Source organism: uncultured Parasphingopyxis sp., assembly GCF_937129435.1.
GTDB lineage: Bacteria > Pseudomonadota > Alphaproteobacteria > Sphingomonadales > Sphingomonadaceae > Parasphingopyxis.
Genome location: NZ_CAKZNF010000087.1, coordinates 1 through 10,904, shown reverse-complemented (window position 1 = coordinate 10,904; position 10,904 = coordinate 1). Strand labels below are relative to the sequence as shown.

12 protein-coding genes are annotated in these 10,904 nt (G+C 65.7%); 9 read left to right on the top strand and 3 right to left on the bottom strand.

Translation table 11 applies throughout. The features are described 5' to 3' along the window. Nucleotides 1-185 precede the first annotated feature (185 nt). The 4 genes from Q0139_RS13745 to rdgB all read left to right on the top strand — a co-directional run bounded on the left by Q0139_RS13745 (nucleotide 186) and on the right by rdgB (nucleotide 3,820). Nucleotides 186-620, top strand: a complete 435-nt coding sequence (locus Q0139_RS13745; RefSeq protein ID WP_298023164.1) for a BlaI/MecI/CopY family transcriptional regulator — start codon at nucleotides 186-188, stop codon at nucleotides 618-620. Beyond that, on the top strand, nucleotides 589-2,427 hold the full coding sequence (locus tag Q0139_RS13740) for a M56 family metallopeptidase (RefSeq protein ID WP_298023161.1): 1,839 nt from the start codon (nucleotides 589-591) through the stop codon (nucleotides 2,425-2,427). The genes Q0139_RS13745 and Q0139_RS13740 overlap by 32 nt, the downstream gene beginning before the upstream one ends. Nucleotides 2,428-2,507: 80 nt before the next feature. Further along, nucleotides 2,508-3,221 (top strand): ribonuclease PH, encoded by a 714-nt coding sequence (gene rph / locus Q0139_RS13735; protein WP_298023158.1) that lies wholly within the window; start codon nucleotides 2,508-2,510, stop codon nucleotides 3,219-3,221. Then, a complete protein-coding gene (gene rdgB, locus Q0139_RS13730) occupies nucleotides 3,218-3,820 on the top strand; it encodes an RdgB/HAM1 family non-canonical purine NTP pyrophosphatase (protein WP_298023155.1) in 603 nt (200 codons plus the stop codon). The genes rph and rdgB overlap by 4 nt, the downstream gene beginning before the upstream one ends. On the opposite strand, the gene Q0139_RS13725 is transcribed toward rdgB, so the two are convergent. Next, on the bottom strand, nucleotides 3,817-4,377 hold the full coding sequence (locus tag Q0139_RS13725) for a CAP domain-containing protein (RefSeq protein WP_298023152.1): 561 nt from the start codon (nucleotides 4,375-4,377) through the stop codon (nucleotides 3,817-3,819). The two genes, rdgB and Q0139_RS13725, sit on opposite strands and share 4 nt — an antisense overlap. Between Q0139_RS13725 and hemW the strand changes: the two genes are divergently transcribed. Beyond that, nucleotides 4,370-5,542 (top strand): radical SAM family heme chaperone HemW, encoded by a 1,173-nt coding sequence (hemW, locus tag Q0139_RS13720; RefSeq protein WP_298023149.1) that lies wholly within the window; start codon nucleotides 4,370-4,372, stop codon nucleotides 5,540-5,542. The genes Q0139_RS13725 and hemW overlap by 8 nt on opposite strands. Nucleotides 5,543-5,682: 140 nt before the next feature. On the opposite strand, the gene Q0139_RS13715 is transcribed toward hemW, so the two are convergent. Continuing rightward, complete coding sequence (locus Q0139_RS13715; RefSeq protein WP_298023146.1) at nucleotides 5,683-6,879, bottom strand: penicillin-binding protein activator; 1,197 nt, start codon at nucleotides 6,877-6,879, stop codon at nucleotides 5,683-5,685. Nucleotides 6,880-6,891: 12 nt separating this feature from the next. Between Q0139_RS13715 and rsmI the strand changes: the two genes are divergently transcribed. The 4 genes from rsmI to Q0139_RS13695 all read left to right on the top strand — a co-directional run bounded on the left by rsmI (nucleotide 6,892) and on the right by Q0139_RS13695 (nucleotide 9,795). Further along, nucleotides 6,892-7,731 (top strand): 16S rRNA (cytidine(1402)-2'-O)-methyltransferase, encoded by an 840-nt coding sequence (gene rsmI, locus Q0139_RS13710; RefSeq protein ID WP_298023143.1) that lies wholly within the window; start codon nucleotides 6,892-6,894, stop codon nucleotides 7,729-7,731. Continuing rightward, nucleotides 7,728-8,090 (top strand): YraN family protein, encoded by a 363-nt coding sequence (locus Q0139_RS13705; protein ID WP_298023139.1) that lies wholly within the window; start codon nucleotides 7,728-7,730, stop codon nucleotides 8,088-8,090. Before rsmI ends, Q0139_RS13705 begins: the two co-directional genes overlap by 4 nt. A 157-nt stretch (nucleotides 8,091-8,247) precedes the next feature. Next, nucleotides 8,248-9,192 carry a glutathione synthase gene (gshB, locus tag Q0139_RS13700; protein ID WP_298023136.1) on the top strand — a complete coding sequence of 315 codons (945 nt, stop codon included), beginning with the start codon at nucleotides 8,248-8,250 and terminating at the stop codon, nucleotides 9,190-9,192. Between the two features lie 3 nt (nucleotides 9,193-9,195). After that, nucleotides 9,196-9,795, top strand: a complete 600-nt coding sequence (locus Q0139_RS13695; RefSeq protein WP_298023133.1) for a DedA family protein — start codon at nucleotides 9,196-9,198, stop codon at nucleotides 9,793-9,795. A gap of 529 nt (nucleotides 9,796-10,324) precedes the next feature. Here the strand turns inward: Q0139_RS13695 and Q0139_RS13690 are convergent. Beyond that, nucleotides 10,325-10,904 (bottom strand): tyrosine-type recombinase/integrase (locus Q0139_RS13690; RefSeq protein ID WP_298023131.1); only part of this gene is annotated, 580 nt, incomplete at its 5' end.

The following is a 10,904-nucleotide window of genomic DNA, read 5'->3' as shown; positions in this document are numbered from 1 at the left end:
CCCGGCCTCCCACTAGCGTATTCTGAATGGGAGGCCGGGTGGGGGAGAGGGCTGGTGCGGCGATTCTCCGTCAGGAAAATTCAGACGAAAAACGCCATTCGCCGACGCTCCCATGCCGTTCGTCGAAACCCGGATCACGACACTTGCCGTAGATCGATGGCGCGGTTACCCCCAAGATCAAAGCCATGGCCCGTACCGACACCCTTCCCACGCCCTCCGAGGCGGAAGCCGAAATCCTGCAGATCGTGTGGGAACGGCAGCCGGTATCGGTGCGCGCGGTGCATGAGGAAATCCTGCACACCCGCGATGTCGGCTATACGACGGTGCTCAAGCAGATGCAGCGCATGCTCGACAAGGGCCTCGTCAATCGCATCCCGGGCCAGGGCAAGTCGTTCGACTATACCGCCGCGCGGCCCGCTTCGGAAACGCGCACGACGTTGCTCGACCGGCTGGTGAGGACGGTTTTCGGCAATTCGACCAACGATCTCGTCATGCATGCCTTGGGCCGCAACGACGTGTCCGACGACGAGATCGCACAGATCAAGAGTTTCATCGCCGAACTGGAGGCGGAAAAAGGGGAGGCAGAGGATGCCGCAGACGATAAGCCCGATCATCGATAGTCTCGGCTGGGCGCTCCTGCACAGCCTGTGGCAGGTCACGCTGATCGCCGCGCTGGTGGCGGTCACGCTCCGGATCGTGCCCCGCTCCAAGCCCGAGCTGCGCTTCAGCGTCGCCTATTTCGGCATGGTCGGCGCGTTGCTTGCCTTTCTCGTCACCTTCTTCGTCGGGCTGAAGCCGGCGACCGAAATCCCCGTCGCCGCTGTCGCCGCCGCGCCCGTCGCCGATGACGCGGTCTCGGCCTTCCTCGCCATGCTCGGTCGTTCGACCGGCTTCGTGACCTTTGCCTGGGCGCTCGGTTTCGGCTGGCTCGGCACGCGCTATGTCCGCGCGCTGGGCGCCACGCGCAAGCTGCGGCGCGAGGGCATCACCCAGGTTCCCGACCTGTGGCAGGATCGGTTCCAGCTCTGGATCGAGCGGCTCGGCGCCGATCGCGGCACGGCGATCCTGCAATCCGACCGCATCTCGACCCCGATCACCATCGGCGTGTTCAAGCCGGTCGTGCTCGTTCCCGCGGGCTTCTTCCTGCGGCTGCCGACCGAACAGGCCGAGGCGATCCTCGTCCACGAAATCGCGCATATCTGCCGTCAGGATTATCTGCTGGGCCTGTTCCAGGCGATGATCGCGAACATCTTCTTCTTCCATCCGGCGATCTACTATCTCTCGCGCCAGATCGACATCGAACGCGAATATGCCTGCGACGACCGGGCCGCGCGCGAAACCGGCCGCGCCGGTGCGCTGGCCGCGGGCCTGAGCCGCATCACCATCGATCGCGAGGCGGAATCGCTGGGCTTCGCCATGGCGGCGAACGGCCGCCGCACGCCGATCATGGACCGGATCAACCGCCTCGGCGGGCGCCCGGTGTCGGGCGACAGCGAAGCCGGCGTCCCCGCCGCCGCGTTGGTCATGGTCTTTGCGGCCAGCATGATGATCGCGGTCGGCGCCGAGGCGTCGAACGGGACGACATCGGTGGACAGCAAAGCGCATGGCGACGCTCATGATACCGCGGATCCTGCCAAAAACCTCACGCCGCCGGCCGAAGCCAGTCTCTGGCCGGTGGATGCGCCGGGTGCGCCTGCCGAAACGGCGGTTGCCCCTTCCGCCCCGCAAGCGGCGCGCCCGGCAACGGGGCCGAACGCGCGCGCCGAAGCCGTTCTTCGCGACGCGGCGCAGGCCACCCCCCATATCCAGCGCATCGTGAGCCGCGCGGTCTCGCTCGATCACGGCTTCCCGGTCGCGGTCCGCTCTGTCGAGAATGCGGCCAAGCTGGCGCCCGTGCACCTTGCCGCGGCAACGCAGAATGTGCGGGGCGTGACGCACGCGGTCGCCTGGCGCGTCGATTATGACGCCGATATCGACCGCAATGCCGATTGCGAGGAAACGGAGCGCGCCCGCGAACGCGCCATCGCGCATGCCGAGCGACAGGCGGCCCGGGCCGAGCGCAATGCCGAACGAATCGAACGCGAAATGGAGCGGCGCGCCGACGAAATCGAGCGGATCGCCGAACAGCGTGCCGAGCGGTTTTCGGCAGAGGCCGAGCGCCGCGCCGAACAGCTCGAACGGCAGATGGAAGCCCTGGCCGAACGGCGCGAAGCGATGATCGAACGCCAGGCGGAGCAGCGCGAAGCAATGTTCGAACGCCAGGCCGAACAGCGCGAACGCGCGATCGAGCGCCGCGAACGCGAGCGGGAACGCCAGCGCACGCGGGTCGTGATCAGCTTCAATGCCGCCGTGCCGCAACCGCCCGCCGCGCCGCACGCGCCGGCCCCGCTGGTCGCGATCTCTTATTCGAGCGCCGACACGCTTTAGCTGTTTCGCGCCCGGCTTCGCTGGACGTTCCCGCGCGGCACCGGTAGAGCCGCAGGTCCGATTTTCGAGAGGACCTTTCCATGCGCCCATCCGGACGCGCGCCCGATCAGATGCGCCCCATCACCATCGAACCCGGCTTCACCAAACATGCTGCCGGATCGTGTCTTGTCAGCTTCGGCGACACGCGCGTACTGTGTACCGCGAGCATCGAGGACCGGATCCCGCCCTGGCTGCGCGGCAAGGGACAGGGCTGGGTTACCGGCGAATATGGGATGCTGCCCGGATCGACGCACACGCGCGGCAATCGCGAGGCGGCACGTGGCAAGCAATCCGGCCGGACACAGGAAATCCAAAGGCTTATCGGGCGATCCTTGCGCGCGGTCACCGACCTCAAAAAGCTCGGCGAACGGCAGATCACGCTCGATTGCGACGTGATCCAGGCCGATGGCGGGACGCGAACGGCATCGATCACGGGCGCCTGGGTGGCACTGCGGATCGCCATCAATCACCTGATGGCCGATCACCAGATCGAACATGATCCGATCGCGCAGAAAATCGCGGCGATCTCCTGCGGACTCTACAACGGCACGCCCGTCCTCGATCTCGACTATGCCGAGGATTCGAACGCCGGCGCGGACGCGAATTTCGTGCTGACCGGCGACGGCAATCTCGCCGAGGTGCAGGCGACTGCCGAGGGCGAAACCTTCGACGACGAGACGCTGATGCGTCTTCTCCGCCTCGCCCGCATCGGCTGCGCCGAAATCTTCGCGGCGCAGGACAAGGCGGTGGCGTGAACCGGAAGCTCGAACCCGGGCGGATCGTCATTGCGAGCCACAATCCGGGCAAGGTCCGCGAGATCGGCGATTTGCTGCGGCCACACGGGATGGAGGTGGTCAGCGCCGGCGAGCTCGGCCTGCCCGAGCCCGAAGAGACCGAAGACAGCTTTATCGGCAATGCCGAGCTGAAGGCGCGGGCGTCTGCGACCGGCGCGAACCTGCCGGCGCTGGCCGACGATAGCGGGCTCGTCGTCGATGCGCTGGGCGGCGCGCCCGGCATCTATTCGGCGCGCTGGGCCGGGCCTGACAAGGATTTCGCGCTGGCGATGCGGACCGTCGAGGATGCGCTCCGCGAACAGGGCACCGATACGCCGCGCACCGCGCATTTCACCTGCGCGCTGTCGCTCGCCTGGCCCGACGGGCATTGCGAGACATTCGAGGGAGAGGTTGCTGGCGAACTCGTCTGGCCCCCGCGCGGCGACAAAGGTTTCGGTTACGATCCCGTCTTCGTGCCGAACGGTTTCGACATCACCTTCGGCGAGATGGAGCCCGAGCGGAAACACGCGATGAGCCACCGCGCCCGCGCGTTCAAGAAACTGATCGACGCGGTTTTCTAGCGGAAAGCACGTTCGCCGACGACATTCCCCTGCGGCGTGTAGCGGCACACGAGATAGTCGTCGCGCGCATTCGAGGCGACGCCGCAGCCGACCGAGCGCGTCGTGCTCCAAACGATCTGCGTATAGTGCGCGACGTCGCGCCAGTTGCCGTTGCGGCTGACGTTCGGGAATTCGCCGTCGCGATAAAGCCCGCGCTCATCGATCCAGAGCCGCACCATCTCGGCATAGCTGTACGCGCCGCGCGAGCCCATGAAGAGGTTCTCGCCCTGCCCCGGCCGGCTCGACTGATCCGAGTGCTCGAACCGGCGCGTGCGGGCCATTTCCTCGGCATAGGCCTCGGCATCGGCGGCGAGCGAAGCGTCCCATCGCAGGGCGGGAACGCCGACATCGCGCCGGGCGCGGTTGTGACCGTCGATCATCGACCGCGCGAGATCGCCCTGCTCGACCTGCTGCGCGGGGCGCGGGTCGGGCGAACCCATCGAATATCCGGTCACGCAGGCGGCGAGTGGCGCAACGGCGGCGAAGACGGTAAGCGCACGGGCGACAACGATGGACATGAACGCAACTCCTCCGGTCGATAGCGGCAAAACGCGCGACATCGCGCTTTATATCCATTGGCCCTTCTGCCTTTCGAAATGCCCCTATTGCGATTTCAACAGCCATGTCCGCGCCGATATCGACCAGGCGGCGTGGAAGACTGCGCTGCTGGCCGATCTGGCGCACGAAGCGGCCGAACTGCCCGGACGGCGGCTGGTCTCGATCTTCTTCGGCGGCGGCACGCCTTCGCTGATGGCGCCGGAGACGGTTCAGGCGCTCATCGACGCGGCAAGCGGCCATTGGAAAGTGGCCGATGTTATCGAGATCACCCTCGAAGCCAATCCGACCTCGGTCGAGGCTGCGCGGTTCGGTGATTTGGCCCATGCAGGCATCAACCGCGTCTCGCTCGGGCTGCAATCGCTCGACGACGAAACGCTGCGCTTCCTCGGCCGTGAACATTCGGTCGGCGAAGGGCTCGCGGCGCTGGATATCGCCCAAGCCGTCTTCGACCGGGTTAGTTTCGATCTGATCTATGCAACTCCGGAGCAGAGCGAGCCGCAGTGGCGCGACCAGCTTTCCCGCGCGATCGGCTTCGGCACGAGCCATCTCTCGCTCTATCAACTCACCATCGAGCCGGGCACGCGGTTCGAAAGCGATGTCCGCAAGGGCGCCTTCGCACCGATGGACGACGATCGCGCCGCCGCACTGTTCGAGACGACGCAGGAGCTGACCGAAGGTGCAGCGCTTCCGACCTATGAGATTTCCAACCATGCCCGCCTCGGCGAGGAGAGCCGGCACAACCTGATCTACTGGCGCTATGGCGACTATGCGGGCGTCGGACCCGGCGCTCATGGGCGGCGCGGCGGCATGGCGACGGTGCGCCATCGCAAACCGGAAAACTGGCTGACCGCCGTCGAGCGCAACGGCCATGGCATGCAGCGCGAAGACACGCTGACGGATCGGGAACGGGCCGTCGAGGCGCTGATGATGGGGCTCAGGCTGCGCGAGGGTATTGCGCGCGATTCGCTCGCTGCCCGCGCCATCGATGAGCAGGCCTTGAAACGACTTGTCTCACAGGGCCTGTTGACAGTCGATGGCAACAGGATTGCCACCTCGCCTCAGGGACGGCTGGTTCTCAACGGTCTGATCGCAGAATTGGTCAGTGAAGACATGCTCGCCGCGTGAGTGACCGCGCAGACCATGGTCAGTCGTCATTGCGAGGAGCGGAAGGCGACGCGGCAATCCAGAGCCACAGGCGTTGTCGTTCTTGGCTCTGGATTGCTTCGCTATGCTCGCAATGACGGCGTTCAAGCCGGTGTTCTGACCTAAAACCCCGTTGGCGCGGGCGACACAACGGTCGGCTCGCTGGCCGTGATCCGCTGCACCTCGAGCGCACGTTCGGCAATTCCCGACTGGCTGAACCGGAACGCGCCGTCGACGCCGGTGAACCCGCCTTCGTCGAGAAGTTCGCTGACCGGGAAGGCCGAGCCCGGCTCCCAGCTTTGCGCGATCCGGACGACGAGCAGCGCGGCGTCATAGCCAAGACTCGAGAGCCGATAGGGAGAGCCGCTGAACCGCTCCCGATAACGCCGGCTCAGCGTTTGGAACATGCCGTCGGGCACGCTGGCGAAGATCGCGCCGCGCATCGCCGCATTGGAGCCGAGATTGGGCTGGTTGTTCCAGAGTTCGGTGCCCATGATCTGCACATTTTCGCGGCCCAGCGAACGCAGCTGTTCCACCGCCTGTGCCGCCGTGGCGCCGCTATCGGCGACGAGCAGCGCATCGAATTCGTCCTCGCCGTTCAACTGCGTCACCGCGAGCTGCAGCGACCGGCCCGAGCGTGAATAGTTGCCGGTGGCGACGACACGCCCTCCCCGGCTCGTTACCGCCTGGTTGAACGCGGCCTGCGCGCGCTGGCCGTACAACCCTTCGGGGATCAGCGCCGCGAAACGCCGTGCGCCGTTGTCATAGGCATAGCCCACAACCCGGTCGATCGCCTGGGCCGGCGTAAAGCCCATCACATAGGCGCCGTTTCCGGCCACGCCCGTATCGTTCGAGAAGCTGATGACAGGCACCCCGGCGCTGCGCGCAAGCGGCCCCACCACGCGGACATTGTCGCCGAGTAGCGGACCGAGGAACAGACGGTTGCCATCGGCCAGCGCGCGATTCGCCGCACCCGATGCGCCGCCCTGCGCCGCCGTATCATAGGTCGTGATCCGCACGCGTTCGCCGCCGGTATCGAGGATCGCCATGTTCGCGGCATTGGCGATCGACTGGCCGACACTGGCATTGTTGCCCGTCATCGGGACGAGCAAGGCGACGCGCTGGCGTTCCCGATCTTCCGGAATGCCCTGTTCGATGGGCCGTTCGGGCGGCTGCTCGACGGTCGGTGGCACTTCTTCCTGCGGTCGCTGCCCGCCCGGGATGATCGACTGACACGCCGCCAGCGACAGCGCCGCGAAGACGACGCCGATGCGGGTGAAGACCGCGCGCCGTTGCGCGGAGAACCAAGACAGTGCCATGACGAGAACCTTATGATCGAAACGCTACAACCCGGACTGTATATCGTCGCGACCCCGATCGGCAACTTGCAAGACATCACTTTCCGCGCCGTGGACGTGCTGAAGCGCGCCGATGCGATCGCGGCGGAGGACAGCCGGGTGACGGCGAAGCTGCTCAACCATCTCGAAATCCGCAAACCGATCATCCGTTACGACGACCATAGCGATGCCGAAACACGGGCCCGCATCGTCGAGCGGCTGGGCAGCGAGGCGATCGCGCTCGTGTCCGACGCGGGAACGCCGCTGATCTCGGATCCCGGCTTCAAGCTGGTGCGCGAGGCGAAGGCGGCGGGGCATTATGTAACGACCCTGCCGGGGCCGAGTGCGGCGATTGCCGCGCTGACGCTTGCCGGCCTGCCGACCGATCGATTTCTATTCGCCGGTTTCCTACCGGCCAAGGCCAAGGCGCGCGACGATGCCATTGCGGAGCTGAAGCCCATTCTCGCCAGCATCGTGCTCTATGAATCCGGGCCGCGGCTCGGAAAAGCGCTTGCGGCGCTCGCCGGCGGCCTTGGGAACCGCGAGGCGGCGGTTGTGCGCGAGATCAGCAAGCGGTTCGAGGAAAGCGCGACCGGCACGCTCGCCGGTCTGGCGGACCGCTATGCCGACGCACCGCCCAAGGGCGAAATCGTCATCGTGATCGGGCCGCCGGGCGAGGCGGAAGCACCGGACGACGAAGCGCTCGATACCGCGCTGGTCGAAGCGCTGGACCGGCTGGCGCCGGGAAAAGCGGCGGCGGAGGTGGCGGGACGCTTCGGTTTGAAGCGCGGCGACCTCTACGACAGGGCGTTAGCCCTCAAGGAAAGCCGATGAGCCGCCGCGCGGCCGAGAAACGCGGTCGAAAGGGCGAAACCCGCGCCGCGCTCTGGCTGCGGCTCAAGGGCTATCGGGTGCTCGACCGGCGGGTGCGCACGCCGCGCGGAGAGATCGACCTCGTCATGCGGCACAGGGACTGTATCGTCTTTGTCGAGGTGAAGACGCGCGCGCAGGACGAGGAACTGGCCCACGCCATCGACGAACGCCGCCTCGCCCGCGTCGCCGCCGCCGCCGAAATCCTCGCGCCACGCTATGCGACCGAGGGGGAGGATGTGCGGATCGACGTGATCCTCCTTTCCCCGCGCGGCCGCCCGCACCATATCGAAAATGCGTGGATCGGCGGCGCATCGGTTTGACGCTCGACTGCACGCCATGCTCGTGGATGCAGTACCAACCGTTTGTCCTGAGCTTGTCGAAGGACTGATTTCTTTCTGTCCTTAAAGAAGGCAGGGCTTCGACAAGCTCAGCCTAAACGGCATATAGGGTCGCAGCATCACGTCCGAGGAGAATTCCATGCCGCTCAATGTCGCGGTCCAAATGGACCCCATGGAAAAGGTCAAGATCGCCGGCGATTCGAGCTTTGCGCTGATGCTTTCGGCGCAGGCGCGCGGCCATGCGATCTGGCATTACGATGTCGATGCGCTGAGCTACACGACCGAAGGGACGCTCAAGACCCGCGCCCGGCCGGTCACCGTGCAGCGCGTCGAGGGCGATCATTTCTCCTTCGGCGACTGGGAGACGCTGGACCTGCGCGGCGATATCGATGTCGTGCTGATGCGGCAGGATCCGCCCTTCGACCTTTCCTACATTACCGCGACGCACCTGCTCGAACGGATCCAGCCCGATACGCTCGTCGTCAACGATCCCGCCGCCGTGCGCAACGCGCCGGAAAAGATCTTCGTCCTCGATTTCGCCGAGTTCATGCCGCCGACGCTGATCACGCGCAGCCTGGACGATGTCCGCGCGTTCCAGCGGCAGCATGGCGATATCGTGGTGAAGCCGCTTTACGGCAATGCGGGGAGCGCGGTGTTCAAAATCGGTCCCGACGACGGCAATCTCCCCGCGCTCGCGGAGCTGTTCGGCGACGTCTGGGTCGAGCCGTATATGGTGCAGGCGTTCCTCCCCGATGTCAGCCAGGGCGACAAGCGGATCGTGCTCGTCGACGGCGAAGCGGCGGGCGGCGTCAACCGGCTGCCGAAGAAGGGCGAGATCCGATCGAACTTCGCCGTCGGCGGATCGGGCGCGCAGTCCGAACTCACCCCGCGCGAGCTGGAAATCTGCGAGGCGCTGGGGCCGGAACTGAAGAAGCGCGGGCTGATCTTCGTCGGCATTGACGTGATCGGCGGCTATCTGACCGAGATCAACGTAACCTCGCCGACCGGCATCGTCTCGATCGACAATTTCAACGGCACCGACACAGTGGGCATGATCTGGGACGCGATCGAGAGCAAGCTGTAGCCGGTGGCCGACTGGATTACCGAATGGGTGCAGCAATCGGGCTATCTCGGCATCGCGCTCATGATGCTGCTCGAAACGGTGTTCCCGCCCGTGCCATCCGAAGTCATCATGCCCTTGGCCGGGCTCGAGGCGCAGCGCGGTTCGGTGACGCTCTGGGGCGCCATCCTTGCCGGAACGGCGGGCGCGATGGCCGGCAATTTCCTCTGGTACATGCTTGCCCGCGCCGTGGGGCTCGAGCGCTTGCGCTGGCTCGTCGACCATTTCGGCCGGCTGCTGACGCTGGAATGGCGCGAGGTCGAGCGCGGCGACCGCTTCTTCGACAAGTACAACCGCTGGTTCGTCTGCTTCGGCCGCCTGATCCCGACAATCCGCTCGCTGATCTCGATCCCCGCCGGGCTGTTCGGGATGCGCACTCTTCCCTTCCTCTTCTGGTCGAGCCTCGGCACGCTGAGTTGGACGACCGCGCTGGCGATGGCCGGCTATCATCTCGGCGAGAGCTACGACCGTGTCGGCGGCTGGCTGACCCCGGTGTCGAACGTGATCCTGGGCCTGCTGGTGGCGGGGTATCTTTATCGGGTCTTCACCTGGAAACCGTCAAGCTAACTTTCTAGGGCATGCAGTTTGGCATCTCTTCGGTAGTCGGATCGTAACGTGCCTCTTCCGTTCGCCGATAAATCCGCATGGCTTCCGACGGTCCTAGTTGTTCGCTTCGAATAAGCTCTACGGGCAAAAGCGAGTAAAATCTCGACCCGTCATAACTACAGCGTGCAGAATCGTTATCTGATTTGGATATCACGCGCGCTCGCATTCGCACCCGTGCCGCGCAAAAGGACGCGTCAGTGCAGTCCGGTAGCTGGTCTGCAACCAAGCGGGACTGAATTTGTGTCGCAACCCGAGTTGTGGTCTCGAAGCGCAAGGTTTCGCCGGGGACAAAGTTCTGAATTCAGACCTGCCCATTGGTCGGGCAACAGGATCAACGTGCCTTCTACGACCACTGTGTCGCCCGTCCTCTCATCTGCTCGCGCACCAAAACACTCAAATGACACGGAACCATCGCCCGAACTGTCGCTACAGCCCGCAGTAAGCGAGACAACGACCGCCATTGATCCGACGAGAGGCGCGATGAGCCGCATCATGCCCTTGGGTGCGCGTGGCGATAGACATCGAGCAGGTGCGCCGCGTCCACCGCCGTATACACCTGCGTCGAACTGAGGCTGGCATGGCCGAGCAGTTCCTGCAGCGCGCGCAGGTCGGCGCCGCGTGCGAGGAGGTGCGTTGCGAAGCTGTGGCGGAGCGCGTGCGGTGTCGTCCGGCCCGACAGACCTAATCGCACCCTCGCCCCACGCACGGCCCGGCGCACCACATCGCTGCCGAGCGGGCCGCCGCGCTTGCCGCGGAAGATCGGCGTGTCGGGCGCCATGGGGTGCGGGCAGAGCCGGACATAATCCTCGATCGCCGCGCGCACCCTGGGCAGCAGCGGCACGATCCGCGTCTTGTCGCGCTTGCCGGTGACGGAGAGCGTCTCGCCCAGCGGCAGCGCGCGCCCGGTGATCCCCAGCGCCTCGCTGACGCGCAAGCCCGATCCGTAGAGCAGCAGCAATATCGCCCAGTCGCGCGCGGCGACCCAGGGTTCGTCGGCCTGTGCAGCGACATCTTCGGCGAGCGCAACAGCCTCGTCGGGCGCGATGGGGCGCGGAACGCCCGGTTTGACC

Excerpts from the sequence above, each read along its gene's own strand:
- rph (WP_298023158.1), top strand. The coding sequence starts at position 2,508 with ATGCGCCCATCCGGACGCGCGCCCGATCAGATGCGCCCCATCACCATC.
- gshB (WP_298023136.1), top strand. The coding sequence starts at position 8,248 with ATGCCGCTCAATGTCGCGGTCCAAATGGACCCCATGGAAAAGGTCAAG.
- Q0139_RS13705 (WP_298023139.1), top strand. The coding sequence starts at position 7,728 with ATGAGCCGCCGCGCGGCCGAGAAACGCGGTCGAAAGGGCGAAACCCGC.
- Q0139_RS13740 (WP_298023161.1), top strand. The coding sequence starts at position 589 with ATGCCGCAGACGATAAGCCCGATCATCGATAGTCTCGGCTGGGCGCTC.
- Q0139_RS13715 (WP_298023146.1), bottom strand. The coding sequence starts at position 6,879 with ATGGCACTGTCTTGGTTCTCCGCGCAACGGCGCGCGGTCTTCACCCGC.
- rsmI (WP_298023143.1), top strand. The coding sequence starts at position 6,892 with ATGATCGAAACGCTACAACCCGGACTGTATATCGTCGCGACCCCGATC.
- hemW (WP_298023149.1), top strand. The coding sequence starts at position 4,370 with ATGGACATGAACGCAACTCCTCCGGTCGATAGCGGCAAAACGCGCGAC.
- Q0139_RS13745 (WP_298023164.1), top strand. The coding sequence starts at position 186 with ATGGCCCGTACCGACACCCTTCCCACGCCCTCCGAGGCGGAAGCCGAA.
- Q0139_RS13725 (WP_298023152.1), bottom strand. The coding sequence starts at position 4,377 with ATGTCCATCGTTGTCGCCCGTGCGCTTACCGTCTTCGCCGCCGTTGCG.